The following is a 26,972-nucleotide window of genomic DNA, read 5'->3' as shown; positions in this document are numbered from 1 at the left end:
CACGGCATCGCGGCTATAATAATTATTGCGGTGCGGGATATCTTGAGATCTATCCTGCCGCCTGCACGCCTCTCTTGCGAACTTCAGAAGTTATTCTCTTATGAGAGACTTATTACAGACGTTTACGCATTTGATCTCTAGCAAGTTCAACTGGGGACTGTCTCTAGGAATTTCCAATTTTTACTCCGGGAACATTCGGCAATTCGGTCAGGAACAATGAGGCGCAGCCGAGCGGCTTGACCGGCCTTCAAACACCGTCACGAATACGCGGTGCTGAGCGCCTGAAATCACGCGGTGTCCCGGAGGTCTTGATGAGGTCGAGTTGGACTTGGCGCTTCCGGCTCCGGGCCGCGGCCGCGATGACGACGATGCTGATCCTTGGCCCCTCCGCGGCGGAGCCGCTTCGGGTCGCGGCCCTCTACCCGCGCGACGGCCGGCGCGACCTGCAGAGTGCCGACTTCGCGCTCTACAAGGGGGCGGGCGTTCTCTGGTGCCAGCGCCCCGACGGCGTCCCCCAGAAGGCGGCGGCGGCCTGGCTCATCGCCGATCCGTCGATCGTCGTGCTCAACGCCCACAATTTCCGCACGCGAAAACTTGAGGTGACCCGCTCGGTGTCGGACTGCTACTTCCAGATCGCGGGACGTAACTATGATTTTCTGGCCGACAGCCTGCACCTCGGGACGGGGGCAGAGGCGCGCAGCCTGCACATCACCGACGATTGGGCGATCCTGCGGCTCGCGCAGCCGGCCGACGTCATGCCCCAGCCGCTGCCCGAGCTCCCCGACCTGCCGTCCGGCGAAGTCGCGCTGCCCGTGACCCTGGTGTCGCCTGCGGGCCACGAGAATTATCGCGGGCCCAGCAGCTTGGAGCACTGCACGATCCACCGGATCGATCCGCCGAGCGAGGACGCGATCCGCCGCGTGCGGCACGATTGCAACGACGGCTACGGCGGCTCGGGCTCGGGCCTGTTCGATGAGGCGGGCCGCCTCATCGCCATGCAGAGCGCGTCCTCGGTCATGAACGCCAAGCATGCGTTCGATCCGGAATTCCACTACGGATCGGCCCTGATCTTCGAGGGCGAACTCCTCACGGCGCTCCGCAAGGAAGCCGGCCGCACCCGCCCGCGCTGATCTGCGGGAACGCGGTCGTACGGCGCGCGCCGCTGCACCGACCGCGGCGATGCGCGACCCGTCCGGGTGACGGGATGCGCGGCCTTGATTTGTCAATCTTCGGGAGGGGAACGGGATGGGTCCGCACGGTTGGCGCAGCAAACGCCCTGTCGTCGCGGCGGTGCTGGCCGTCCTGTCGGCGATGCAGGGACCCGTCCTCGGTCAAACAGTCGAGGACGGCTCCGACGCCGCCCTCGGCCCGGCCGACACCGGAACCGTCCTGCCGCTGATCGGCCGCAACCTGAACAGTCCAGACGCCAAGGTCTCCGTGCTGCGGCGGCGAGACGGCCTGTATGTCTGCGGGTCGGTCAACGTCAAAAATCGCGACGGCTTGTACACGGGCGAGCGCGGATTTCTGGTCGATCTGAGGACGCGGGAATTCGGCCGGGTCCCCGACGGCCCGGAACTGCTCAACCCCCGCGCCGAGGGGTTCCGCGAGAAGGAGGCGATCCGGGCATCGTATTTCCGGCTCTGCCTGAATGACTGACGGGCTCGCGGCGTTGGCCGGCAACGCTCCGGGATGCGCCCCTACCGCGGGAGGAACAGGCCGGGAATGACCTTGCCGCCCGGGCCGAACAGATCGTCCGCCCGCTGGCAGCTGCTCGGGACGTCCTTCTCGTACGCGGCGAGATAGGACCGCGCCTCCAGTAGCAGAGCATCCCGGTCGAGCTCGGCCGGATCGACGCCCAGCGCCTGAACGGCGCGCTTGAACCTGTCACTGTCGGTCCGAAGCTGCCCGCAATGAACATTCACGAAGCCGACGAGACCGGCGATCTTGGCGGCGTTTCGCTTGGGAGCCGGGAGATCCGGCGGCGCCTCGGCGCGGGCGGTGGCTGCGCTCAGGATCAGGACGGCGGCCGCCCCCAGGATCGCGTGACGTCGCATGGCGGGTTTCCTCCGGTTGGACCGCGGCGCGGGAAGAGAAGCCGGTCGGGGGCGTCTGGCGGGAGACGGTGTTGAACGCGCAGAACAGGGCCGCGGTCGCCGTCCGGGGCGTGGCAACCATGTGTCCAGCCCCCACCGGAATCGGGCCCGAACCCGTCTCGGATGGGCTCGATCGGACGATGAAGGCGACCGTCAGCGCCACAAGGACCGCGGCCGAGACGATCGACGTGAACAGAAGGCGCCACACGGAAGAGCGCCGCCAATGGCCGACATGGCCATTCCCGCCAAGCTCTGACGGGTGCGGCGAACACCGGACGGATCAGGGATCATCGGAGGGGGGAGCGCCCTGCAGCGACACGCATGTGCGGACCATGTCGCTCAGCGTCAGCTGCTTCGTATCGCCGACATTGGCAGTCTCTTCCAGGCAACGCATGAAGTATTCGCGTGTCAGATCGGGCGAGAGAGCGCTCATCGCCTTTCCCATGCGGTTGGTGAAATCGATCTTGTCGGACATCGACGCACGCGGCCATGAGGACGCCAAATCGTCTATCTTGAGACGCGCCAGAGCCGGCCCGGACAGGAAAGTCGATGAAGATAATAATATCATTATAAATCTTATCATCGACTCACCCCATTCGACGCCGTACCGTTAATAGAATGCTTGATACGTGTCGAGAGTGACTGGAGGACGCCGCGACAAAGTGGAGCTGAGCGTGAACGCATGCTGTCGTCGCACCGATGGGCGGGACGCAAATGCTCCGTCCACCTGCGCCACCGCGCCCGGCATCCGGAGGCCAACCCGGTCTTTAGAGAGCCCCCCTGCACGTCCGGAGGCGATCACGCAGGCCGTTGGCGGCAAGCCGATGGAGACCTGCTTTGCCGATGTCCCTCGACAGGCTCGGGATCAGGACCTGTGACGGTTCATGCGCGGCGACCGGCTCGGGAACCGCGCCTCCGAATCGTGCGCCGACATCCGCGATCCCTGCTGCGATGCCCGGAACGCCCTCATCATCCGACCCTGGGGCATCAGGTCCTTCGGAGGGCGCACCGGGACCTGCAGGTTCTCGTCAACGAGGTTTGCGCTTATCCGGCACAGCATCCGCCTCCGCACCTTGAGCGTGGATCTGGCCGAACACCGGCGGACGCTCTCGGGCGGTTGATCCGCGCGGCTGCTTCCGGAGCAACGGTGTCTGGACGATCGCGGGTGCCGGCGGACCGGTTTCTGGCGGAAGCGGATGTCCGCCTAGGTCGCCAATTTTATGCTATCTCCTCAGTGGCTTAATAGAATAGGCAGATCTCCTACCCACATTTCAACCCACCAACGTGATATGGCTGCAAACGCATGCCGTCGGACGACATCGGACGATACTCAGTCAGAAAAGGTGCTTCAAAATATCGCGGCGAGGGACCTGAAGCGACGCGATGCTTGCTCTGTTGCGGCAACGATAATGCTATTCGACGGCCGGCCCTTAATTTCCAGCGTCGAAGCCCGGAAATAGCGCACGGCCTAGCTGTCTGGATGTGAGACCTCCTTTGCGTCTTCAACGATACGGAGGGCGCGTTTCATGAGGCTGGGATTCGGTGGTCTCTGTGTTGGGTTGGCCAATGCGGGATCGGCTTCGAGACGCTGGCGCAGCACCATTTCGGGCGAGATCCCACACAGTACGCGCTGCCGGCGGCCGTTGTAGGCTGCGTTGAAGCCACGCAGCACGATCTCCAGGTCAGCGTGGCTGTCGAGGGTGAGCCCACCACCTCCCGCTGGACGCGGCCATTGAAGCGCTCGACCATGCCGTTTGTTTTGGGTGTGTAGGGACGCGTCTTGCGATGCTGCACACTCTGCCGCTCGCAGGCGGCCTCGAATCCATCCGCCGTGAAGCAGAAGCCGCGGTCAGTAAGCACGTGCGTGACCCTGAACGGAAAGGCCCTGAGGGCGTCCCTGAGGAAGGCCACCGCCGAGGCGGTGGTCTCGTCGTCTCTGACGGCGAGATGCACATAGCGGAACGCCCGGTCGATGGCGACGTACAGGTAGCCGCCCATTTGCCCCACGCGGTAATAATTCTGGAAGCGCCACTAGATGCACTCTATTTTTCGCATACTATACGTGAAACAATCATTTTAAACACCAACGGCTGAGGAAATGATGACTAAGCGTTACGCTCCTGAAGAGAAATTAGAGTACAATCGACTTTTTCTCGATGATTTCCTGGCGGAACTAACGGTCGATCAGATTGCTGAGAAACACGGCGTATCGAAAGCGTCAATATATCGTTGGAAAAGAGAACAAGATCAAGTTATTTCACAGCTCGGAGTATTTAAAAATTTTGATATCGAAATCGAAAGCGCTTTTGACATAGTTCATAGACGCAACAGCACCGATCTTTGGACACTCAAAGATGCTCTGTTCCGCATTGCTATCTGGATAAGATGGCCCAGCGAGCCACACCAACAAAGGGCAATGTTGATAACATGCATTTGTAATTATCTAAGGCAGCATTACTCCTCTCCGGAGATACAAAAATTGAGTATAGATGAGCAGAAATTTCTGTACAAATATGTCGACCTTGATTTTCTCGGCTCAATTGCGACGCCGAATGCTCCGTATTTCGATTTCTTCAACATCCAGTCACATGGCAAGGCACGATACTCTGATCTCGATTTTTTTGGAGCCATCACGAAATATATGCTTTCACCGCTAGCTGTGCGCGGCTCGACAAGTAGATATATTCAACTCGCCGAAGTACATCATTTGATTCAAAACGAGGTCTTTGGCCCTACTTGGATTATGTCTAAACGGACATTCGAAGATATTTGGGCAAAACGGGCAGCAACATTCCCGTTTTTATTTGTCGAAAGGCACAACAAACCCGAATACAAAGTTGACTGGAATTTTGAGCCTCAATCGCCTGAATTCCATCAAGATTTTGACGATATTATTGAGAATGCGGGGCACGTTAAGCGCTATTTATCGCATTGTCGTTGGGCGACCGAGACGCTTCGCTCCCGACTTCACCCTCGAACTCTAAAGCACATCCGCTTTCCGAATTTTCCTGATGGGCTCGCGTCGATCGCACTGCCAACGGAGCCCTTCGATGCCGCCGAGACGGCGAAACTGAAAAGGGCAGGTACGGATTTTTATAAAGCAAAATCAGACACTTAGCTTGGCATCATTCCGCGGAAAGTTCTCGCGTCCAAGAATGTGCCGAGAAGCCTCATCATGTCCTTCATCGAACCAACAGTGGTTCGAGAGATACGGTGAGCACATGGAACGTAAAAGTAGATCATCTGAAGTGAAAGATCAGCAGATCTTCCCAAAGACGGGCCTAGTACGACTTCGACAGATTCTGGCACCAATTGGGCCTATCCCTGTCAGCCGCTCGGCCTTCTGGGCGGGCGTAAAAGTCGGGATCTATCCGGCCCCGATAAAACTGTCACGACGTGTCACCTGCTGGCGTGCCGAGGAAATTCAGAACCTCTTCGACGGCAAACCTGATGCCTGAAGCATCATAGTCAGGCAATCATCCCACCTGCCGAAGCTCACAAGAGCTTCGGCAACTCTCAAAATATTCGGATCCCCAAAAATTGCTGTCCGACGCGGCGAAGGAGAACTCATGTCAAACCTGCGAGAGAAGTCCAAAATTAATCCGAATTGGAGCGACGACTCGGAATTTTTCGACGAAATTAGGCCCATGATCGATGAAAGTCCGATCAAAGCTGTCAACCTACTTCGTCGGTTTCATCGTCAGTCGCTCAAGGGACATCACAAGCGCGTAAAACACACTATCGTGCATGCTTACGCTTGTGCCATAAAACTGAAGAAAAGCGAGAAGATGACCAAAAAATTCTACGGCCAAGACTTCTTTTTAAAGAGAAAGTACAAATTAGATGAAACGAATCTGCTTCGTATGACTATGTGCTACATATTCGGAAGCCTCGAAGGAAGCAACTACGGGCAGGCTCTAAGCTACGAACGTGCAATTCGACCGTTTTTTATGCGGCAAGCAAGTAAAGACGAGGTCGCAGAGGCTCTTTCAAACAAGAGTTTGGATAAACTTGAACAGGAAGCTAAGGCTGAAATTGAAGAGCATGAGAATGCCGAAACAGGTCAGTCTGCCGCTGATCGCGAAGATGATCCCAGTACAAACAAAAATGACGCTATAGATAACCAGGAGGAAGAAGATGACGATGAGGAACAATCCGAAGAATCATCAAATTCTAATTCCGCACCTCAAGATACTGAAACGCGAAGCACCACTGCTCCCAAACGTGAAATCAGATTGAGTGACCTACGGCTAGTATCGACGGATCAGATATCGCTCCAATTATTCAATGATCCGGCCTACAAACGCGGTTCAATCGACTACGAGCGCGAAGAGAATTCCTCAGGATTCGTTCGTATTATCGTAACTGAAGTGCACCCTAAGCCGTAAAATCTGACTGGCTAGTGAAGGCACAAATGCCTTCACTAGCCTGGCATGGTTGAAGTATTCGTACGAAGCGAGATTTGATGAGGCAAATCCCCGGCGAAATGCTTCGAGTTTCACATCTCACACATACCTTATAGCACCTATCACCTCATCAATGCAGGCAACTCATGCTCGATTATGCCCATTTCCTATCACCTTCACGCTCGTACAGGCCAACAAGACAGGTTTTCGAAATTCGACCCCCCGACCTTACGAACCACGGTCACCACTGCCCACCATCGTGGATATGCCCACCTTTGCCGAGGTTCACCTGCGAACGGATGACCGGATCAAGGACTACCTCGAATACCCGCGTAAGAACTACAAGCAGGTCGCCTGCCGCGATGCGATCGATGAGCTTCAGCGTTCCAACGCGTACGCACTCTATGCCAACAACGCCTATTCTCGGATCGCCTTCGCCGAAATCGCCTTGAAGCACGTCGCCGCTGAGCCGGGCATCGTTTACGGCCCGCGCTGCTTCGTGACCATCTCCCCGGCGCGTTTCGCTTTCTCTCTTGCAGACCGCGGAATGCTTGATCCAGAAAATCGCTCCATAATGCGACGTTTGAGCGAAGCCGCGCACTTCAAGATCCACCACCTGCAGCAAGTGGCCCGTCAGGCGTTCGGTGATCTGCCCTTCATCGGCATGGTCGAGGTCGCGCTGTTTCCCAGTTGGACCTCATCGGGCTGGGCCGTGTTCGACTCGGCGTCCTGGCACTGTCACCTCCTCGCCTGGGGGGCTACGCATGAGGAGCTTAACGGTACTCTCCGGCCACTTCGTGAGCGGCATACCAGCATCAAAGAAGGCGTCACCTCGGTGCACATTCAAGCGGTGCCTGACGACGACCTCGTGCGCCAGTTCGTTTACGCCCTGAAGGCCCCACAGAAGGTCTATCGCACCGCCTTTTTGCGAACCGTCTCGCGCGACCAGGCATTGACCGGCTTCGACACTCGGGCTTGGCGGATCAAGAAGGATTGGCTGCGCACCGGTCAGCGGGTCCGCCTGCTCGACATCATGGTTGGGCGCACCCTCGATGGACTGCTGTTCGGCAACCGCGAGGGCACCACGCTAGCGAGGGCCATCCGGGATGAGGCGCTGAAGCCGTTTCGGGCCTGTGAACAGCGGTAGCCCTTAGTATTGGGGCTGAAGAGCGACAGGGGGCGATGTCGCTGTCCTCACCAGCCACGCGTTTGCCATCGGTAGGCCCGAAATCCGTATTCGATGGGCTAGGGAGAGGCCAGTGATTTCACATCGGCCCCTCGCTGCAGCGGCAACCGGTCCTTTCGGCGAAGCTCAGCTGTTAAAGGGCGAACTGCCATTCGACGCGACCACGAATAGCGTGCGTTTTTGTTCGATGGCATGAGTTCAAAATCAGATTAATGATAGATCTTGGTGTCGAATATGCACATCACACCAAAGTGATCAGGTCAAACTCGGTTGCCATCGGTCATATATGGATGGGCCTGGACAAACTATAGATCCTTGTAGTGTTTGACAAGACTGAAATATGATTGCTTGCCTTCACCTCCATCAACCGGAGGCAACCTATGACTGACTTCAAGGCTTATATATCTCGCTACGAATCTCTCGAAATTTGCCGACGAGCAGCCAGCCGCACCATAGCGCGCTTAGCGCTAAACAGGGGTCGAGCGGGTCAAGGGATCCTTGAGAGACTGAAAAGCTGCCGAAAGGGCAGCCGATGCTTTTCTGGAGTTTGCCCTGTGTGCGCACGGCGATATCGGCTGCGGCTCCTCGCGCAAGCTGAGCATGTCCTCGGGGAGGATGATCCGTGGGTCCAATTGTGGTGGACTCCGCCCAGCGCACTAGTGGCAAAAGGCTTGCTCGTCGATTTTGATCTTGGAAGACTACTCGATCAGCAAAAGCAAGCTTTGCTCGAATCGATGCCCGGTGCCATCGCAATCGGTGGCATCGATGTCTCGCTAGGAACTAGAGGTAGCATCGCTGCAGTATGGCGGGTTTCTAGTTGTGTGCTCGTTTCTGGTTCAATCAGTCAAGAGGCGTTCGACCGGCTCACCCATACATTCCGACCCGGTAGCACCTCCTGTCACTCTTTCAGTATTGAACCGGTACTAAATCAGCCTCATATGCTTTCTTACGTCTTCAAGCACCGCATCTTCGCTCGAACTTACGATGACAACACGTCATCCGAGAGGCGACCAAAATTTAATCCCCTACATCCTTCTTTCGCAGACGAGGCAGATCTATTTCAAGAACGATGGCCCTTGTGGAACCGGCTGCTCCTTCACAACGTGAGCGCGGGTGAGGATCCTCACCGGCCTACGTTGCGCCGGCTCATCTAACCGGAACGTGCCTGCACTTGGCGGGACTCAGTCCCGCCAAGTACTTGACGCCCAAGTTGGACCTGAAAAATAAGCTGTTGCCTTTGCTCCGTCCGCGCGCCTGATACAGATCCCTTCGAGTGACCGTGTCAAACGGCACTGAACTTTGGTTCATCCGCACTTTCGGTGCTGAGGGTCTCTCGTCCATTCAAGCTCTGCCGGTCTCGGCTCACGCGGCATGTAGGACGCGCTGGCGCAGGAGATCGAATCCGGCTCGGCCGTACATGCTGCGCTTGTTCAGTTTCAGGCGGTTGACATGCCCCTCAACAGGACCGTTGCTTCAAGGTTCGACGATGGCCGCGCGTACGGCTGCCTCGTCCTGGCGGAGCCCGGTCACGAAGCCACCGAGATCGGTCGCGGCTGCGACCTCCAGCCGATGTGTCAGTCCGGCGAGATCTCCCTGGCGCAGGAGGTCGGCGAAGGCACATACATCCTCGGCGGCCTGCCTCAGTTTCGGCGCGGCAATGCAGAGCGCTTCAGTGCAGTCGCGATTGTCCCGCGATAATGCGGCTGGATCGCTGGTGAGCCATCGAGTGACGCGTCGATGGGATCCGGGCGGACGGTGGTCGCGCCATTGCACCCTGCTTCCGTCGCGCGATCCAGCGTCGGACGATGTCGTAGCCGCCGGTGACTCCTTGCGCGCGTAGCTCGCGATGAAGGACGGTGGTGCTATGCTGGCCGTCCTGCCAGCGCGCCATGACAAAGGGGAGATGGCGGTCGAGCTAGCTCGATCCCGGTGCTCGACGGTAGGGCACGAACCGGCCAGCCCAGACCCAGCGGCGCACGGCGTTGCAGGACGCACCGATACCGAGAGGGCTGCTTGGTCGGCAAACCTTCGCCGTGGAGGCACAGGGCCGCCTCGCAGCAGCCGCGTCGCCGGCTGTTCACCTCCGGCGTGGGTGCAATCTTGCTCAGGTCAAGGTAGGCAGAGGCGGCATGCACGGCACGGTGCGCCACGCCCCGGATCTTGAGCTAGTGCCGTTCGACTATGCTTCGTAACGCCTCGGACGCGTTGACGAGCAGGTGCCAGCGATCCGCGACCTGCGTCGCCGCCGGCGCTCCTGCGCGCGCGGCCTCGGCGTAGGGCCTCGAACGGTTACGGCTGATGACGGTCACGCTCGAATGGACGGCGAGCCAGTCTCGCCCCGGTACCGAAGAGCGGCCAGGCAACAGGTTGATGACGCGTCGGCGTTCCAGGTCGCACGCGATGGTGCCGTAGGACCGGCCGCGCCGCCAGGCCCAGTCGTCGATGCCGACCACTCGCGGCGGCGTAGACAGTACGGTCTCGCGACGACGAACTAAGCGCAGGACGGTGTCGCCGCTGACCGGCATGGCCAGTCGCCGCGACAACCTTGCGCCGGCCTCACCGACCAGCACCATGCCGATGTCAGTCTGCACCTCGGCCAACCGGTCGCTGCGGCGCGCCTTGCTCGTGCCCAGCACCGGCACGTATTCGGCGAAGATCCGCCCCGGGCAATGGCCGCAGCGGAAGCGGCGCATCTGCACCCGCCACATTACTGACTGGTTATGCTAAGCCAAGTCGTTGAACGTCCGCTAATACCTACTGTGCACCCGGGTCGAAGCGCGTCTGCAGCCCCGACAGGACGCCTGAGTCTCCGTAGTCCGGGCGGTGATCAGCAATCCCGTTTTATCCAGCATCAGGTCATCGACGTGCAGGCCGTCCAAGACCGACGGCAGCGACCGGTTCGAGATCGGTATCGCGCTGCCCTCGGTAATTACCCACGCGTTTGATGGCAGGGTTCAAGCGCCGATGGTTTTGAGGATGGCGTCGAAGGAACTGCTGCCTGTGAGGCGCGCGGTGTCGACGACGGTGCGGATGGCGGCCTCGCCCTCGGCCGCCCACATGGCGCGGTAGCCGTTGGTCACCTTCCGCTGCACGACGGCCGGACGAAGCAGCCGCTCGGAGCCGTTGTTGGTCGGCTCGACCTTTCCGGGATAGGCGAGGAAGACCAGGAGCTGATCGCGCGCGCGGCTGATCTTGGCCTGCAGGTCGCGGGTCAGGTCACAGCGGCTCGGCGTGGCCAGGATGGCGCCGAGCTGCCGATCAAGGCTCCGGCGCTTGGCCGAGAGCGTCGAGGCAGCCAAGTCTGTGACGCGCTCGGCCAGGGCGAACACGTTCTGTAGCCAGAGTTGCAGACGCCGAGGGGACGGATCGTCGCTGGCCTCGACGGCGTAGGCAACGTCGCGGGCCAGATGAGCCAGGCAGGTCTGGTGCTCATCCGCATGGCCCTGTTGGGCGGTGTAGCGATCCGAGATCCACACTGCGGGCCGATGCCCGTCCATCATCTCGCGCACCACGACAGCACCGCGCGTCGGCGAGGCCGTGTGCACCACGGCTTGCGCCGAGTGGAACAGCCAGTGATAGGCGTTCGAGCCCTCGATGCGCACGCCGGTCTCGTCGCAGGCGACGACCTCAGCCTTGCGCAGGGTCGTGATGGCCGCGTCGCGACCAGGATGGAAGCAGCCCTGCGCGCGGCGGAGCAGGTTCATCAGCCCGCCCTGGCTGAGCGTGAGGCCGAACAGGTCGGAGAGCGCCGCCTGCAGCCGCTCATACGAGAGCGCCTGAAAGGTCTTCAGGTACGTCGCCACCGCATGCAGCCGCGGACCAAACGCGGTGCCGCGCGCCGCCTCCGGCACCGGTGCCACCACCCGCTCTCCACAGCGCGGGCAACGGACCGCGAGACGCTGGTGCTGCGTCACGATCGGCTCCACCGCGGGCAGCTCGATCTGCTCGGCGACGCTGATGATCTCTGCCGGAAGAGCGGCGTGCAGGCTGGCGCCGCAGCACGCACACGCCTCGGGACGATGCTCGACGACTGCGTCGGGATCATCGCTGACGACGCGGCTATGGCCCTCGTGACCGGGCTTGGCGCCGCCGGGCTTTGAGTGCTCCCGCTGCTCCTTGCGATCGGTCGCGGGCGGCTTGGACGAGGTCCGCGAGGTCTTCTCTGGCCGCTGCAGCCGCAGCACCAGCTCGATCAGCTCCTCGCGGCTCAGCCGTTCCAGTTCGCTGCGGCCCATCCCACGAAGGAATCAGCGAAATTCGCCCCGCGCAAGAGACGACCCGCGCAAGAGGCAAGCTTGGCTCGGCAGGAGCGCAGCCGCGGGCGTTCAACCGACGACCAAGCTACCCCGTGGGTAATTACTGCCCTCGGGCCACCACGCGAATTGACGACCGAACCAACACTCAGCAGCGAAAGTGTGGATAGACCAAAGCTGCACGCCGAAACATATCGCGTTCCAGGGAGACAGGAACGGAAGCCCGTCGCCGCCGAAGCGTCGTCTTTTACAAAATGTCGTTGGGTTGACCGTAAAATCGTGACGCTGTCCCAAGACTAGAGCAGTTCGACCATGCCTAAAGTGGTTCGCATCTCGTCCAGCCCACAGACCAGCTCGGTTCGACCTCGTCTGCATGCACCTTGAATGCCGCCAATAGCGAGGGCCCGAAATTCGTTGTGATCGCGCAGTCCGTGGCGTCGCGATCGTAGGCCATGACGATGCGGCTGATGCGAGGACGATTGTGCCGGGCGTCGAACGTGTATCAGCGTGGGCCGGAGCACCCGTCGAGGTAGACCTTGAACTAGGCGGAGAAATCTATTGGCGTGGGTTCCGTCGGCACGCCGATGTCGGCGAGGTAGCCAACTCGGAGGCTCACAATTCGAAAAAACCAAGATCCAGGGCTGGAGCAGAGCGTGATTTATCGACCGCCACAACAGCTAGTCAGACAGCTTCTATCCCATTACTCCAGTAGATTAGAAACGTTTTTGCGTTGGCATTTAAATTTCGTTGATCTCTCGTATGACAAAGATATTTTCGCCGGTAACTTCGATTGTGAAAATTTCTGATACTCTTATAATCCTAGAAATTAAATTTGTAGAAAGATGTCTCTCGGATTCATCGAAACAAGATCCAAAATCCATATTCCCCTCCTTATTAAGTATAAACGGATAAGTTTCGATGACTCCTCGCCCATCACTTCCCCTGAATGTGCTGAAATCTAAGTAATTCCATCGCTGAACGACTTTTTCATCATCAATGACGAGATCGAAAGCGTAGGTGTAAGGTTTGCCTGGGCCTCGCAGAAATTCGCACTTCAGTCTGACAAAGCGTCGTCCCACGGGCGGCCCCCATTTCGATCCAAAAGCTGCGCTATATAGCTCACGTTTATACGATTTGGTTAGATATGAGCCGCAAGAGCCATCGGTATTTTTCTACACCTTCAGCCGTGGTGGGGCGGGGGGGGACGCTAACGATAGCCGCCAATTAGTCAGGGCAACTCACGCTGCCGCGCTTGCACATAACCGCTCAGACTGCATTTCGCCCGCGGTGCGCGGGAGCACGATCAGACCGTCGACGCCGATCGAGGCCCGTCTGACCACGGTTTTGAAGCCGTATCCGACGACGTAGCGCTCCTCGGTCTCGATCCGACTGATATGCATCCGTAAGAGCTCGTGCTGTCCGTGGATGTAGATATGCATTAGGTCGGCGAAGTGGTCTTCTATGCTGCACGTAAACCGCCGGTCGCGGTGATACAGGGCGGCGACGTGCAGGTGCAGGCCGTCGTTGATCCGCACCTCGTCGAGCAACACTTTCTCATGTTTGGCAACGGGATAGTCGGGCGAAGCGATCCAAATCGGCAGCTTGCCGCGGTTGGCGGGTGCGTTTGGCCGGCGGAATAGGCGGCTGAGGTGGGTGGCGTACACCCGGTACAGCTCCTGTTCCATCACCCGCAACTTAGCCGCTTCGGATCCAGGGATTTGCTTGAACATCAGGGTGATGAGGTAGCCTTCCCACCCAGCATCCATCTTTTCCTTGAAGTATGTACCCCATTCCTCGATGTAGGCTTTGCGGGTGGGGTAGCTGTCTGTATCAGGCATCGTCATTTCAGCTGTTCCTTGTCCCATCAAGCAAAAGGCCGCCATATACACAGCAGGTCTGCAGTGCATTGGCTCGTCTGATGAAGTAGGGTCGGCGCAGCGGGCGCTTCCACGCATTGCCTTAACCTACATTTTCAATTGGCTTTTACGAGTTTGGCAAAGGCCGCTTCTTGGCCTCACAGTTGCGCCTCTAGAGATCTCGACAAACACGCGATGGCGGGTACAAGCTATTTCAGTCGGCCTACCCAACTGATGGGCGCGCCGATGTCTGTGTTTTGGGCGTTACAACTACTTGAGCATCCCTACGTAACGGCAGCTGCCGGGATCGATCGACCAAAACCGTTCCCGCCAGCCATGAAGTGCCTACTGATCCGCCGCTACAGTCCAGCTCCAGTCCGCATCAGCTTCGTAACGGACGCTTCCGACGAGTTCGACCGAACTTAAACCGCGCCGGCACATGGCATCTCGTCCCGATTTTATGGGTTTTGAGCTCGCACCTATGCCCAATCTGGCAATCTCGGTAAGACACTCTCGTGCCAGCCTAGCCGAACTTGCTTCAGACGGCGCCGTTACTAACGCGTTGAAGGCGGAAAACATCGCAGCTACAGCGAAATCGCATGGCCCCGCAAACCTACGAAGATCACGAGCGCCTGTTGCCTCAATCCATTCGACGAACGCATCTAAATTTTCGATCTTGAATTTGAGCGCAGGATCGCTCGCACCAAGCCCCTCGATCTCGACCGCAGAACAAGGCCACTTTAAATTAAATGTGTTTTCGCAGTTGATATGAAGTTCAGAAACTGCAGTCCTGCCTCTGCCGCAGAAAACCGGACGAGTGATCGCCATGGCGATGGAACTTGTAAACAGCTCTATCATTATTAACCTCCTTGGGTCGATCGCGAATGGATCACCCAAAGATATTTTACGAGTTTCAATTTTGCTGGATCTGCCCATAATACTGCAGCAAGTAATTTCAAGCGACAACTTCCGGGCGACAATACCACGATAATGATTCCGTAATTATCAATAAATTTAGCTTATAGCTTTTAAATCTCCTGGTGACGCAACTCGTAAATATTAAATGCCGGTGAAGTATGGCCGGCGCCAGGAGGTCGTCATGCATTTATCAGGACAGAAACTGCTATCTTACGCAGGATGGACTTGGAGCAAGCGCCAGATTGCGCGTAACGACGTCCTCAAATTTTTGAACCGTCGCGTTTTCAAACGGTTAGGCGCCTACGGTTCGAGGGTCGGTCGGTTGCAGATCGTGATTGGGATTATGGCCGAGTACGTGGTCCGCGTGAGCAACCGCGATATCGCCGTAAGCGTACTGTGCGATGTCCTGGAAGAAGTTCGGAACGGACCGGAGATGTACGAGCCTGAAAACGACAGTTGGTACCGATAGGTCGTGCCGATGGGCTCGGTCTCGCGAAATACGGAGAGGCATGTAACCGCTTCTCGGCTGCCAGTTGATCAGAAGCGGACATCGGGAAGGTGGCTCTGAAGAGTCCGAGTTACATGCCACGCCTATGCGAAGCGATGCCAGTCAAGGCATTGTGAGCGCGGATCTTCGGACTGAGCGTGAGGGCGTCGCAGCTTCTCACGTTCAGCGCAATTGCACGCAGATGCATTTTGGAACAAAGTGTGAGCATGTCGCTGCCCGCGGAGGCACGCACCGCGGGCAGCGACATGTAATCTCCGAGTTCCGGCCGCACGCTGTTCTTCGTCGAGAAGCCATCGGCCATGCGGCAGCCGCAGCGTTTCTTCAGTTCGCCGAACACCGTCTGCGTGGCCGCCGACCCAGCTATTGAGGTGACCGAGGTCGGGCTGGCCTTCATGACGGCGGTGCGGCGCGTGTTTCCGACCTCCAGCGACCCGGTCGGACGCGCCCTGTTCGAAGCGGAACTGGCCGAGATCGGTCGTGCGGCCACGCGTGCCGAGGCCGTCGAGCGCGCGAACGCCTTCCGGCAGCGCACGCGCACGCGCCTGGATGAGCTGATCGCCGCGATCGCGAACTCACCGGTCGTCAGCCTCGATCCGAGCCTGATCCCGCCCGGTCAGGCCGACAACCGGCCGCCGACGCCGGCCATGGTGTCGTTTGCGGCGAGCTTAGCTGAGAGAAAGGGCGTGAAGCTGCCGCGTGGCTGCAAGAGCAGCATCAGCGTGTGCCGGGCTTTTCTCGACACCCACGCCGAGCCACGCGTACCTCAGGAGCGCGACGCCGATCAATCCCGCGACCGCGGGACTCCGAGCGCGGCGATGCTCAAGTACGCACACAATCTGGCCCAGCAGCGTGGCATCACCTGCCCGCCGGAGGCTGAGACCGACTTCGACGCATGCCGGCGCTTCCTCGACGCGCACGCCGCTCGGCCGCAGCGTGGAGCGGAGACGCCGAGTTCCGGCGCAGCCAAAGCCAGGGAGCCTGCCGGGCGAGGCAAGCGGCGTGGCAGGGCGGCACCGGCGTCGCGACAGCCAGCACCACGACGTCGAGCCTGATGGGACCGGCGGAGAGTTTATGCCTGGGCGCCGTCAGTCCCTCGGCATTTTGGCGGGATCATCACCGCCCAGCTGGTCGGTGCCCTGACCCGGCCGTTCAGACTTCTCACTGTTGCCCGTCTGCTTGCGGGCATCCTCGATCAGGTCTTCAGCCACGTCGCGGTCGCGCTCACGGTCCATGGGCTCATTTCCTTCGCTTGGTGGACGACAAGGTGCGCCCGGCTCGATCGATAGAAGTTACGCGGATGTCGATTGGCTCCCAACGACGATCGCAGCGCAATCAGTGCCCCTCAGATTGCCGGCAAGCAAACGTTCCCGAGGACCGAGAGGGTCGGAGGGGGGTCAGCAGCGGTAAGCAACCATCAGCATCACCCCATCGGCGTAGTACGCCCGGGTGGGCTCACCTTGACAAATAGGAATATAATCTGATAAGGCGCTATTGGGCTGCCGTTTCGTGGCCTTTACCGAGGGCTGTCATGAGGCACCCACCACCATCGCTGAAGCCGAGCCGCCGGGCACCACCGCGCGGCTCTACGCATCGGCCTCAGCCATCCGCAACCATCCAAAGGGGGTCTCATCCGAGGCCCCCTTCGCATTTCTGGAGCCTGTTATGACCGCAGCCACGGCAACGAAAACCAAAGGTGCCATCACCCCCGCCGAGAGCCCGCTCGCCAAACCGATGCCGGCTCTCGTCGTGTTCGGCACCGACAAGGGCGGCAAACCTCATGCCGCCTGGTTTGCCACCCCGGACGTCAGCTTGGCCACGAAGGCCGCCGAGACCATCGGGTTTCGCGCCCTCGTGCTGTGTGACGATGCCCACCGCTCGGCTGCCGCCGAGCTGCCGCAAGGCCGGGTGTTCAGCTCGGGGCGGGCCTTCGTGCCGTTCATTGGCAAAGAGGTGTACGAACGCCTGCAGGCCCTCGCCGCTGGATCTACGGGAGCCACCAGCGCCGACATCAGATTGGCAACCCAGAGCCCTGAGAAGCCCGTGGTCGGCGACGGGGGCTGCTTCGGCGGTTCGGGCCCAGCTGATCCTCGATACCCCCGTAGCTGGGCGGGCATCGCGATCGGCAGCTTGGTCCTGATTACCGAGGGCGAGGAAGACGGCTGGTACGAGGCGGTCGTGGTCGCCTCGAAGCCAGGCGGCGAGTTCACCCTGCAGTGGCGTGACTGGCCGGATCTGCCGCTGCTGATGCGTCGTCGCGATGAGATGGCGCTGTTGCACCCGAACGCTGCCGCGGCGGCTGAAGCCTGACATCGAAATTAACGTGCAGACCGGCCGGCGGGGGTGTTCAAGCTTTGCCGGCCGACGAGCTTGGAAGAGGCGTGAGCTTCTACGATCGGAAGGCACGCATGTTGATCGTGCGGACGGTTGCCGTAGCTTCCCCAAAGAGGTCGTGTGCCCAACGTCGACAGCGTTGGCTCAGGGTGGACCGTAGAGGTTGAGGGGCTGCCCGCAAGCAGACATTCTGCAATGAGCCCATTGCAGTCACTTAGCGGAACGTCGTGACAACCCAAAAGCGGACGCCGCGGCATCGTAGGCTTCCGAACATGGAGAGACCAAACGTTAGGAAATCTGCACCAACTCACCATCCAAGTGGATGCCTCTGCTCCCAAGCATGGCCTTTGAATGAGGAGATTTGAGCTGAGAAGGCCTATGACGCCGCTGCGAGAGCGAGCGGGGCCGAGCGGGTTTAGCTGTTGAGACCGGGCCGCTCGGCCCCTATCGAAGCGATGACCCTGGGAAGGATTTGCACTTCGATCCTGTATGCGCCGCGACCCTGCGGATCGCGGCGCGTAAGCGTGTCCGCTCAGCCCTTGCGCACCAGCGGCGATACGACTGGCGCGGCCGCGGCTGGCGTGTAGAGCGGGATGATGAACCGCACCCAGCCGTCGGTCGAGTAGTTGTCGCGCGTGCGGCCCAGAGCGTTGGTGTACTGCGCGCCGGTGACCACGTCGCGGGCAACGTAGGCCTGCACTGTGAAGGCCTTGAAGTCGTAGCCGATCAGGCCGCCGATGGCGAACCGCCCGCGGTTGTTGTACGCCGCGCTGTACTGGCTGATGTCGAAGTTGTAGGTGCCGTAGGCGACCGGACCGATCTCGAAATTGCCGAACTTCTTCGTCGCCGTCAGGTCGATGTTGAGCGCGTCCGACAGGCGCAGCGGCCCGATGGCCGAGCCCACGAGACCACCGAAGCGACCGGGCGAATCGTAGATGTTGGCGGTCAGGTTGGCGGTGATGTCCCAGCCGTCGCCGGTGTAGCTGCCGGCGACGCCGAACCGGTACGTGTTCGAGGAGAACTGCGCCAGCACCGGGGTGCCGACCGGGCTCAGGCCGCCCGGAACGCGCGGGTTGGGGGCGAACGCACCGGAGTACAGCGAGCCGCGCCCGGCATCGAGGTCGTTCAGGTGGACGCCGCCGAGGAAGCTGACACCGAAGTTGCCGCCGAGGTCAAACGCCCAGATGCCGGCGAGCAGGGTGCCGACGTTGATCGAGATGTCCTTGTTGCCCTGGCCGGCCGCGTTGCGCGTGAAGGCGAACACGGTGGGCTGCGCCACGAGCGCCTCGATGCGTCCGCCGAGGGGCGTCAGCGGCGTCGACCACAGCAGGAACGGGACGTTGACCGACGTGTCCGGCGAGAACGGCTGGTCCGTGCGCCGATAGGTGAACGTGTCGACCGCGTAGATGCCTTCCGGCAGCGGCGCGCCGGCCGCGAGGCCGACCTGTTCGCCCGGAACCGTGGTCGATTGCGCGTATGAGGCGGTCGCGCTCAGCGCAACCGCCGCAGCTCCAGTGAGTGTTGCCGTGATCCCCTTCAGCATCCTCGATCCCCTTCTCGTTCGTCGCAGGACAAGCGCTCTCATTCACCGAGTGGATCGGTGCGCGCGTCGGCGCTTGTATTGCTTGGTTGCCAGAAATTGGTTGTATGGATATGCAATCAATTTGATCGCATCGCGATAACAACCTGATCGTGCCAGGATTATACTGTGAGTCTATTATAAAGTGAGGACGGATATCGGGGAGCCGCGGTGTGTTGCAGCAAGACCACGGTCGTGGCATGCAATGGCATGAGGCGAACGGTCGGCACGACTGGCGCGTCGCCGCCGACGTTCACGGAAGCGCCGAACCGCGAGCCTCAAGCAGGATACGTGCAAGATGGCCGACCGACCGCGGCTGGAGCCCTCAGGTCGGTCCTTCGAACTGTCCAGTCGGTCCGGTCGATCACGCGACCCGGTGGGTCACGACCTCCGCGAGCAGCTTGCCGTCGCTGGCTGCGTGGAGCAGCGCACGGTGCCGGCGGATCGCTCCTTCTCGCGAGACCAGAACCCGCACCGTGAGGTCGTCGCCCGCCTCGATGTTGGCGTGAAAGACAGCACGTCGCTCCAGGGTAGCGTAAAGGCGTGGCCGCTTGCCGAGGAGACGCCACTCGGCACGGTCCACAGCCGCGATGAAGCTGCTGAAATACAGCAGGCCGGCACCGTTGAAGTCTAAATGAGGACAAGGCTCCACGATCATGACGCCGACGTCGCGCTCGTCGCCGGCCGCGTCATCACCTTGGCTCGTATTCCCTACGGTCGCCGCCAGGGGCAGCGGATTACCATCGAACGGGGCGAAGCGCCTCTGCGCGTCGATCCTCACACGGGCGACCGAGCGGTTCTTGCCTTCGGCTCGCCGCCTCACGAACACCGAGGTCATCTCAACATCCGCAATAAGCTGGTCCTGGCATACCGCGACGTGACGACTGACGACCCGCGATCCCGATAGGTGCGTGACCGTCGAGCGCACGTCCAACGCGTCGTTCTCCCCCACGGAGGCGAGATCGCCGTCGCGCAAAGCGATGTTCCGGAACGCGGCGTAGATGGGCGGCTCGTCCGAGGGACCGAAACCGGAAGCTCCCCTGCCGAACGCCTCGGCAATCAGGCCCCAGTGTCGATGGCCCAGCTCCTTCCAGAGCCAGTTCTCCGATAAGCCATTCACGCAGAGATGCGGCATCCCCAAGGTGTAGCGCCCGATGCTCGTCAGAGGCGGTGCGGCCTCGACGGCCCTGATGTGGAGATTCACCGCGCTTCTCCTGCACGAATGGTCGGAGTCGGTTGGCCCCAGCCGTCGAGGCTGCCTTTCGGCTCCGTCGGGTAGGTGTCGGCGACGATGCGACAGCCACGCCGGCAGAGATGAAGGGTACCGGCGCCTAGCGGCCGCCCCCTGCGGCGGTACCGCTTCACACGGCGAACTTGAGGGCGAACCGCCCCGCGCCGAGGCGCTTCTGGATCACCTGCACGACGTACTCGGCATCGCGGCCCACCGCCCCGAACCGTCCTGACCCCCAGGTATTCAGCCACGGCAGGCCGATGAAGTAGACGCCGTCCTCGTTCGTGACGCCCCGTTTGTGCTTGGGACTGCCTGCGCCATTGAACACGGAGGCATCCAGCCACCGGAAGTCCGGCGTGAAGCCGATGCACCAGACGATGCTGGTGATGCCGGAGCCGTCGAGGGCGAGGCTGAGGACCGGCTCGCCCGGCTCCCAGACCGGGGCGTAGTGCTCCTGCGCCGGGGCATCGATGCCCTTCTCGGCGATGTACTTGTCGATGGCCGCGTTGATGCCGTTATAGGTTCGGTCGGCTTGGTCGAGGGAGCGCTTGAGGTCGTCCCGGAAACGCAAGCTGCCGTCCTGGTAATCCTCCATCAGGCCGTAGAGCTTCATGCCCTCGGTTGCGAAGCGGCGCAGGTCGATGTCCCGGCCGCCGTCGCGACCCGTCACGTAGTGATTGGTGTTGTCGCGGACGCCGTCGCGCAGCGGATGGTTGTCGACGGTCATCTCGTAGTAACCCATGTCGGCGAGCCACGTGACGACGTCGCGGCCGCGGTAGAAGCGGGCGCAGCGTGGCGCATCGCCCACCGCCAGGTGCACCTTGCGTCCGGCGAGATGGAGGTCCTCGGCGATCTGCGCGCCGGACTGCCCCGAACCGACGACGAGCACCTCGCCCTCGGGCAGTTGCTCCGGGTTACGGTACTGGTTCGAGTGGATCTGGGCGATCGCGGGCGGCAGCTTCTCGGCCATGCGCGGGATGATCGGCGTGTGGTAGCCGCCTGAGGCGACGACGACCTCGTTCGCCGTGTAGTCGCCCTCCGAGGTCTGGACCGAGAAGATGCCGTCCTCGCGCCGCTCCACGCGCGTGACCGCGACGCCCTCGCGGATCGGCGGGTTCAGCTTGGCCACGAAGGCCTTCAGGTAGGCGACGATCTCGTCTTTCTTCATGAAGCCGTCCGGGTCGGGGCCATCGTAGCGATGATCCGGCAGGTCGCACTGCCAGTTCGGCGTGACCAGGCAAAACGTGTCCCAGCGCTGCGTCGACCAGGTATGCGCGGCGGTGTACTTCTCGAACACGAGGTGCTCGATGCCGCGCTGCTTGAGGTGGTGGCTGACCGAGAGGCCAGCCTGGCCGCCGCCGACGACGACGACGGGGACGTGACGGGGGGTAGAAGTCATGGCTCCAACTCCGTGAAGATCAGGGGAAGGACGTCGGCTCAGGGTTCGAAAGACTCGACGGTGACCTGGCCACCGGGCTCCTGCCGCTTCGCGGCGGCCTCGATGCGGGCGAGCTGGTCCAGGGCCGACGAGCACGCGAAGCCGTACTTCTCGCGAACCCGCTCGCTCGCGATGTTCAGGGCCGTGCGGGTCTTCGCGACGAACTCGTCGAGGGGGTAGCTCTCGCCGGGCGTGAGAAAGTCCTTCACGACGAGAGAGGGCGAGTAGCAGGCCTCGCGGCGTCCGTCGGGCCATCGAACGTGGAAGTGCATTTCAGGCATGGATCGGCTCCTGCTGGACGCGGGCACAGGCCGCGTAGGCGTCGAGGTGGCGCTCGGCGCAGCCGCGCCAGGAATGGGCAGCGGCGCGCGCGAGGCCGGCCAACTGCAGGCGCGTGCGGGTATCTGGCACCAAGGCCGCCGCCATGGCCTGGGCGATATCTTCTGAGTCGGCCGGGTCGACGAACAGCGCGTCCGTCGGCTCCAGGTATTCGGTGAAAGGCGGCTGCCGTGAGACGAGGGCCGGCGTGCCGCAGGCCATGGCCTCCAGCACGCACAGGCCGAAGCCCTCCTTCCAGGACGGAAAAGCCAGCAGGTCCGCAGCCCGGTAGAGCGCCGGCATGTCGGCTTGAAGGACGGGGCCGGTCTCGATCACCGGCAGGCCCGGGCCAACGTCCAGGCCGGCCGCGACCAGCGCCGCCCGACACCGCGCACGGTAGGCGGCGTGATCGAGGAGCGAGGCGCCTCCGACGACGACGAGCTGCGCGTGAGGGTGGCGCCCCCGCAGCCGGGCGAAGGCCTCGATGATGCCGAGCGTGTTCTTGCGCTCCTCGAAGCCGCCGACGGCGAGGATCACCGGCCCGTCGCCAAGGCTCCAGCGCTCCCGCACGACCGCGTCCGCCTCGGTCGGCTCGCAGCGATAGACCGAGAGATCGACCCCGTTCCCGACGATCCGGGCCGCGGCGCCGAGGTCGTCCTTGATCCAGTCGGCCCAGAGGCGGCTGACGCTGAGGAGGCGGGTGGCCTCGCGGATCGAGCGGCTCTGCCACGCCGCGAGCTGCGGGTCCGCGAAGCTGTCGACGTGGTGGACGGTGCGGGCGAAACCCGGGATCAGGCGCCTATGCCTCAGGGTCGCGAGCGCGTTGCCGCCGATGCCGTCATGGGCGTGGAAGACGTCGAAGTCGCAGGCGGCCGATGTCGAGAAGTGGCGCAGGTAGTCGTGGATGCGGGTCCGGACGAGATCGACCGTCGCGCCGCCGACCGGCTCGGCCGCCACCGCCACGGTGGGGCAGGCCGCGGCCCGGAAGAAGCCGCGCCTGCCAGGGTCGGGGGCGTGCACCACCGCCTCGTGCCCGAGCTCGTACAGGGCCTCTGCCAGGGACAGGCAGTGCGCGACGCCGCCGCGCGGGTTCGTGGAGTGGGTCAGGATGGCGATGCGCAGGCCCGTCACGCTGCGGCCTCCGCTTCATCCTGGCCGCAGCCCATGAGCGGGCCTACAGCGAAATCCCAGACCACGGCCTCCTCGCCCGTGGCACCACGGACCCGGGCGACCCGGCTCGCGTCGAGGCGCCCGATGCGTGCCGCCGCGATGCCGCGGTCCGCGAAGCGCGCGCAGACGGCTGGCGTGCGGTCAGGGCGGACGCTGACGAGGTAGCCGAAGCTCGGAAACGCGGTGAGCCAGCGCGTGAGCGGGACGTGGTCCGGGCGCGGGATCGCGTCGAGGTCGATGACGCCGCCGACCCGCGAGCATTCGAGCAGCATCAGCGCCGTGCCGACGACGCCGGCCATGCTGATGTCCTTGGCGGCGCAGGCAAGCCCGTCCTCCGCGAGGCCCGGTAGCAGCGCGAGGTCGCCGCGCAGACGCCCGCCCGGCGCGCCGGTCGAGGCGTCCCAGTAGGGATGGGGCTCGCGGAAACGGCCGCGAAGGTCGATGGCGGCCACGAGGTCGTCGCCCGGCGCGGCGTCGAAGCTCGTCAGGAGGCGCGGGCCCGCCCGACCGAGCACCGCGACCGCGAGGTTGCCGCAGGACGCGCGGGTGTTGGTGTGGCCGCCCACGACCGGGACGCCGTAGAGAGCGGCGGCGTCGGATAGGCCGGCCAGGATTGGGTCCGCCTCAGCCGCATCCCGGCTCCACAGTGCGTCGACGACCGCGAGCGGGCGCCCGCCCATGGCGGCCACGTCGCTGAGGTTGACCATGATGCCGCAATAGCCCGCGAAATACGGGTCGGCGGCGACGAAGCTGTCGAGGAATCCCTCGATGGCCAGCAGCAGGTGGCCGTCGCCGTCCGGGATGGCGGCGCAGTCGTCGCCGACCGGAACCGCGGCGTGCCGGCTTCCCAGACCCAGCCGTGCCACCACGGCGTCGATGTCGCGCTTGTGCGCGATACCGCGCGCGTCCTGGATCTCACGGGACAGGGCCTGAATATCGAATGGGACCGTCATCACGCGGCCCTGCGGAACGTGACGAGCCCGTGCTCCGGGTCGTGCATCGGAGGGTAGGCCGCGAGGTCCGCCTGCATTAGGTGATGCGAACGCCCATGCAGGTCGACGGCGTCGAGGCTTGCCCAGTGCAGGGCCTGGAACAGCGGCACGTTCCGCTCCTGCACGTGGGCGAGGAAGCGGGTGCAGCCCCGGGCATGGGCCGAGGAGACCGCGACCTGGATAAGTCCGGCACCCAGCGCGGCGGTGCCCCGGAACGCGCGGGCGACGGCGAGGCGCGAGCCCCACCACTCGCCGGGACGCTCGGCCACATCGTGGATGCGCACCGTGCCGACGACGGCGTCGGCGTCGCCGCCAAGCGTCGAGAGGGCGCAGATCGGGATGGCCCGCGCGTCGATGGCGTCGCGGTCATCGTCCGCGAAGATGCCCTGCTCCGTGCAGAAGACCTGGCGGCGCAGGGCCGCGCAGGCGCGGCTCTCCCAGGCACTCGTAGCGAACTTCACGCGGAAGTGGCTCGGCCGATAGGGCGCGACGGGTTCGAGGATCATGCCGCCACCCCCGCGCGCTCGTAGGTGGACAGGGCCGAGCAGGCGCCGCATCGGCCGCAGCCGGCCTTGATATCGGTCGAGCGCAGGTTCGCGCCGGCCAGCATGTCGGCCAGCGGCTTCAGGACGGTGTGCATGAAGTCGGGTCCAGGGGCCGGATGGCTCTCCAGCGGCGTGCCGGAGATCGGCACGAAGGGCACCACGAACGGGTAGACGCCCATGCCGATCAGGCGCTCGGCCATCGCTAGGATGGCCTCCGGTGCGTCGCCCAGACCGGCCAGGATGTAAGTCGAGACCTGGCCGCGCCCGAAGACCGGAACGGCGGCTTCGAAGGCCGCATAGTACCGCTCCAGAGGCACCGACGCCTTGCCGGGCATGATCCTGGCCCGCACCTCCGGCGTGACCGCCTCCAAGTGCATGCCCAGCGCATCGATGCCGGACGCCTTCATCCGCTCGAACCAGCGGTCGTCGTTGGGCGGCTCGCACTGGGCCTGGATCGGCAGGTCCACCGCAGCCTTCACGGCGAAGGCGCTCTCGCAGAGCACGGCGGCGCCCCGGTCGGTGGCGTTCGGGGTGCCGGTCGTCATGACCATGTGCTTCACGCCGTCGAGGAGCACGGCGGCACGGGCGACCTCGGCCAGCTGTTCCGGCGACTTGTGCGCCACGGTGCGACCCGCCGACAGGGACTGGCCGATGGAGCAGAACTGGCAGGTCTTGGCCCGGCTCGCGTAGCGGATACAGGTCTGCAGCACCGTGGTGGCGAGAACGTCCCGGCCATGCAACACGGCGATCTTGGAGTAGGGCACGCCGTCGAAGGTCGAGAGCGCGTAGAAGCGCGGTTTGCCCGGGAAGGTCGCCTGTCCGATCACCACGCCGTCGTGCTCGATCACCGAGACGCCGTCCGCATCCGGGCGACGCACGAGAAAGGGCGAGTCGAAGGCGGTCTCGGTATGGACCGGGACCATTACGGTGCGGCCCGCGATGGTCATGGCCTTGTGGTCCGAAGGGCCGGCACCGCCGCGACGGCTCGGGGCTCCGGCCCGGCTGTCGGCGAGCCTAACGCCGTAGGACTGCAACGCGTTGATCAGGCGCTCCGTCGGCATCCCGACCAGGCCCGCCACGACCGGCGGACAGGAGGGTTCGTTCGTCAGAAGCGGGCTGGTGCTCATGGTCGAAGCTCCGGGAATCGGACGGTGAACGGACCGGCTGGTGCACGAACGAGGCCGGGCGGTCGTCGTGGAGGAGGCTGAGGAGCTCGGGGCGCGCGTAGTGGCCGACCGAGTCCATCATCCGCTTGCGCTTGGTCACCAGCGCCATGTCCATGTCGGCGATCAGGATGCCCTCGCCCGGCCCGAGCGGCTCGGCGAGATGCTTGCCCTCGGGCGAGACGATGGCGGTGCAGTTGCCGCCGCGGCAGGCGCCGCGCAGCCGCTCGTCCGGGCAGAACTGCGCCACCTGCTCGTCGGTGAGCCAGCCGGTGGCGTTGACCACGAAGCACGCCGCCTCCAGGGCATGGTGGCGGATCGTCACCTCCATCTGGTCGGCGAAGATCTGGCCGACGAGGGAGCCCGGGAACTGCGCGGCGTGGATCTCCTCATGGCGCGCCATGAGGGCGTAGCGCGCGAGGGGGTTGTAGTGCTCCCAGCAGGCGAGCGCCCCGACGCGACCGACGGCCGTCTCCACGACGTCGAGGCCGGCGCCGTCGCCCTGACCCCAAATCATACGCTCGTGGTAGGTCGGCGTGATCTTGCGCCGCTTCAGCTTCAGGCTGCCGTCCGCGTCGAAGATCAGCTGGGTGTTGTAGAGCGATCCGTGGTCGCGCTCGTTGACCCCGAGGACTACCACGAGTCCGTGGCGGCGGGCGGCAGCGGCAACCGCCTGCGTCACCGGCCCGGGGACGGTGGGGGCCCGCTCGTATAGCTTGAGGTGCTCGGCCCCCTGCATCGCGGGCGGGAGGACGAAGGAAAAGTAGGGGTAGTAGGGCACGAAGGTCTCGGGGAAGACCATGAAGCGCGCGCCCTTGGCGGCGGCCTCGTCGATGGCGTTGAGCACGCGCTCCAGCGTGCCGTCCGGCCGGTCGAGGTCCGGCGCGATCTGGACGGCGGCGGCCCGCACGATCCGGGTCTCTGACATGGATGATTCTCCGGCTGTGACTGCGGCCGCGTCGTGCGCGGCCGCCGGATGCGACGT

23 protein-coding genes and 3 pseudogenes are annotated in these 26,972 nt (G+C 62.7%); 7 read left to right on the top strand and 19 right to left on the bottom strand.

Annotation, left to right across the window (positions count from 1 at the left end; translation table 11 throughout):
* Positions 1-368 precede the first annotated feature (368 nt).
* Together MMSR116_RS00860 and MMSR116_RS00855 are read left to right on the top strand one after the other, a co-directional pair.
* Entirely contained in the window at positions 369-1,130 is a 762-nt protein-coding gene (locus tag MMSR116_RS00860) for a S1 family peptidase (protein WP_010686852.1), read from the top strand.
* 115 nt (positions 1,131-1,245) lie between these two features.
* On the top strand, positions 1,246-1,656 hold the full coding sequence (locus tag MMSR116_RS00855; RefSeq protein ID WP_010686853.1) for a hypothetical protein: 411 nt from the start codon (positions 1,246-1,248) through the stop codon (positions 1,654-1,656).
* 41 nt (positions 1,657-1,697) lie between these two features.
* Here the strand turns inward: MMSR116_RS00855 and MMSR116_RS00850 are convergent, their stop codons facing one another.
* From MMSR116_RS00850 to MMSR116_RS00840, 3 genes and pseudogenes are all read right to left on the bottom strand, one after another.
* Complete coding sequence (locus MMSR116_RS00850) at positions 1,698-2,054, bottom strand: hypothetical protein (RefSeq protein WP_010686854.1); 357 nt, start codon at positions 2,052-2,054, stop codon at positions 1,698-1,700.
* Positions 2,055-2,373: 319 nt separating this feature from the next.
* Positions 2,374-2,568, bottom strand: a complete 195-nt coding sequence (locus MMSR116_RS00845) for a hypothetical protein (RefSeq protein ID WP_010686855.1) — start codon at positions 2,566-2,568, stop codon at positions 2,374-2,376.
* Positions 2,569-3,561: 993 nt separating this feature from the next.
* Positions 3,562-4,082, bottom strand: a pseudogene (locus MMSR116_RS00840) (DDE-type integrase/transposase/recombinase); the annotation flags it as partial.
* A gap of 112 nt (positions 4,083-4,194) precedes the next feature.
* Here MMSR116_RS00840 and MMSR116_RS00835 point away from each other — a divergent pair.
* The 3 genes from MMSR116_RS00835 to MMSR116_RS00825 all read left to right on the top strand — a co-directional run bounded on the left by MMSR116_RS00835 (position 4,195) and on the right by MMSR116_RS00825 (position 7,646).
* Positions 4,195-5,211 carry a hypothetical protein gene (locus MMSR116_RS00835; RefSeq protein ID WP_010686859.1) on the top strand — a complete coding sequence of 339 codons (1,017 nt, stop codon included), beginning with the start codon at positions 4,195-4,197 and terminating at the stop codon, positions 5,209-5,211.
* A 451-nt stretch (positions 5,212-5,662) separates the two neighbouring features.
* The gene (locus MMSR116_RS00830; RefSeq protein WP_010686861.1) at positions 5,663-6,481 is read left to right on the top strand and encodes a hypothetical protein; all 819 of its coding nucleotides are present in this window, start codon (positions 5,663-5,665) and stop codon (positions 6,479-6,481) included.
* A 283-nt stretch (positions 6,482-6,764) separates the two neighbouring features.
* On the top strand, positions 6,765-7,646 hold the full coding sequence (locus tag MMSR116_RS00825) for a hypothetical protein (protein ID WP_039894618.1): 882 nt from the start codon (positions 6,765-6,767) through the stop codon (positions 7,644-7,646).
* 1,401 nt (positions 7,647-9,047) lie between these two features.
* Here the strand turns inward: MMSR116_RS00825 and MMSR116_RS00820 are convergent.
* The 6 genes and pseudogenes from MMSR116_RS00820 to MMSR116_RS00800 all read right to left on the bottom strand — a co-directional run bounded on the left by MMSR116_RS00820 (position 9,048) and on the right by MMSR116_RS00800 (position 15,521).
* Positions 9,048-10,576, bottom strand: a pseudogene (locus MMSR116_RS00820) (ISL3 family transposase).
* Between the two features lie 63 nt (positions 10,577-10,639).
* A complete protein-coding gene (gene tnpC, locus MMSR116_RS00815; RefSeq protein WP_158168483.1) occupies positions 10,640-11,920 on the bottom strand; it encodes an IS66 family transposase in 1,281 nt (426 codons plus the stop codon).
* 334 nt (positions 11,921-12,254) lie between these two features.
* Positions 12,255-12,539, bottom strand: a pseudogene (locus tag MMSR116_RS31640) (transglutaminase family protein); the annotation flags it as partial.
* 637 nt (positions 12,540-13,176) lie between these two features.
* Positions 13,177-13,782, bottom strand: a complete 606-nt coding sequence (locus tag MMSR116_RS00810; RefSeq protein WP_039894154.1) for a hypothetical protein — start codon at positions 13,780-13,782, stop codon at positions 13,177-13,179.
* Positions 13,783-14,139: 357 nt separating this feature from the next.
* The gene (locus MMSR116_RS00805; protein WP_010685792.1) at positions 14,140-14,652 is read right to left on the bottom strand and encodes a hypothetical protein; all 513 of its coding nucleotides are present in this window, start codon (positions 14,650-14,652) and stop codon (positions 14,140-14,142) included.
* A gap of 638 nt (positions 14,653-15,290) precedes the next feature.
* On the bottom strand, positions 15,291-15,521 hold the full coding sequence (locus MMSR116_RS00800) for a hypothetical protein (protein WP_010685790.1): 231 nt from the start codon (positions 15,519-15,521) through the stop codon (positions 15,291-15,293).
* Here MMSR116_RS00800 and MMSR116_RS00795 point away from each other — a divergent pair.
* Positions 15,520-16,272, top strand: coding sequence for a hypothetical protein (locus tag MMSR116_RS00795; RefSeq protein WP_010685789.1), 753 nt, complete (start codon positions 15,520-15,522; stop codon positions 16,270-16,272). The two genes, MMSR116_RS00800 and MMSR116_RS00795, sit on opposite strands and share 2 nt — an antisense overlap.
* A 33-nt stretch (positions 16,273-16,305) precedes the next feature.
* Here MMSR116_RS00795 and MMSR116_RS00790 read toward each other — a convergent pair whose 3' ends face one another.
* Positions 16,306-16,452, bottom strand: coding sequence for a hypothetical protein (locus MMSR116_RS00790; RefSeq protein WP_010685788.1), 147 nt, complete (start codon positions 16,450-16,452; stop codon positions 16,306-16,308).
* A 430-nt stretch (positions 16,453-16,882) separates the two neighbouring features.
* Here MMSR116_RS00790 and MMSR116_RS00785 point away from each other — a divergent pair, with 430 nt between their 5' ends.
* The gene (locus MMSR116_RS00785; protein ID WP_051072267.1) at positions 16,883-17,527 is read left to right on the top strand and encodes a hypothetical protein; all 645 of its coding nucleotides are present in this window, start codon (positions 16,883-16,885) and stop codon (positions 17,525-17,527) included.
* Positions 17,528-18,083: 556 nt separating this feature from the next.
* On the opposite strand, the gene MMSR116_RS00780 is transcribed toward MMSR116_RS00785, so the two are convergent.
* The 9 genes from MMSR116_RS00780 to MMSR116_RS00740 all read right to left on the bottom strand — a co-directional run bounded on the left by MMSR116_RS00780 (position 18,084) and on the right by MMSR116_RS00740 (position 26,915).
* Positions 18,084-19,094 (bottom strand): transporter, encoded by a 1,011-nt coding sequence (locus MMSR116_RS00780; protein ID WP_010685786.1) that lies wholly within the window; start codon positions 19,092-19,094, stop codon positions 18,084-18,086.
* Between the two features lie 400 nt (positions 19,095-19,494).
* A complete protein-coding gene (locus MMSR116_RS00775; RefSeq protein WP_039894150.1) occupies positions 19,495-20,334 on the bottom strand; it encodes a Pnap_2097 family protein in 840 nt (279 codons plus the stop codon).
* A 157-nt stretch (positions 20,335-20,491) separates the two neighbouring features.
* Positions 20,492-21,760, bottom strand: coding sequence for an MSMEG_0569 family flavin-dependent oxidoreductase (locus MMSR116_RS00770; RefSeq protein ID WP_010685784.1), 1,269 nt, complete (start codon positions 21,758-21,760; stop codon positions 20,492-20,494).
* A gap of 38 nt (positions 21,761-21,798) precedes the next feature.
* Positions 21,799-22,080, bottom strand: a complete 282-nt coding sequence (locus MMSR116_RS00765; protein WP_010685783.1) for an MSMEG_0570 family nitrogen starvation response protein — start codon at positions 22,078-22,080, stop codon at positions 21,799-21,801.
* A complete protein-coding gene (locus MMSR116_RS00760) occupies positions 22,073-23,248 on the bottom strand; it encodes an MSMEG_0565 family glycosyltransferase (protein WP_010685782.1) in 1,176 nt (391 codons plus the stop codon). The genes MMSR116_RS00765 and MMSR116_RS00760 overlap by 8 nt, the downstream gene beginning before the upstream one ends.
* A complete protein-coding gene (locus MMSR116_RS00755; protein ID WP_010685781.1) occupies positions 23,245-24,240 on the bottom strand; it encodes a sll0787 family AIR synthase-like protein in 996 nt (331 codons plus the stop codon). The genes MMSR116_RS00760 and MMSR116_RS00755 overlap by 4 nt, the downstream gene beginning before the upstream one ends.
* Positions 24,240-24,785: an MSMEG_0567/Sll0786 family nitrogen starvation N-acetyltransferase gene (locus tag MMSR116_RS00750; RefSeq protein ID WP_010685780.1), complete on the bottom strand. Its 546-nt coding sequence runs from the start codon at positions 24,783-24,785 to the stop codon at positions 24,240-24,242. Before MMSR116_RS00750 ends, MMSR116_RS00755 begins: the two co-directional genes overlap by 1 nt.
* Positions 24,782-25,885, bottom strand: coding sequence for an MSMEG_0568 family radical SAM protein (locus tag MMSR116_RS00745; RefSeq protein WP_039894181.1), 1,104 nt, complete (start codon positions 25,883-25,885; stop codon positions 24,782-24,784). Before MMSR116_RS00745 ends, MMSR116_RS00750 begins: the two co-directional genes overlap by 4 nt.
* Positions 25,839-26,915, bottom strand: a complete 1,077-nt coding sequence (locus MMSR116_RS00740) for a Nit6803 family nitrilase (RefSeq protein ID WP_010685778.1) — start codon at positions 26,913-26,915, stop codon at positions 25,839-25,841. The genes MMSR116_RS00745 and MMSR116_RS00740 overlap by 47 nt, the downstream gene beginning before the upstream one ends.
* Between the last annotated feature and the right edge of the window lie 57 nt (positions 26,916-26,972).

Origin of the sequence: Methylobacterium mesophilicum SR1.6/6 (assembly GCF_000364445.2) — a bacterium.
GTDB lineage: Bacteria > Pseudomonadota > Alphaproteobacteria > Rhizobiales > Beijerinckiaceae > Methylobacterium > Methylobacterium mesophilicum_A.
Note: the sequence above shows the minus strand (reverse complement) of the source record. Positions and strands in the feature narration are given on the sequence as shown.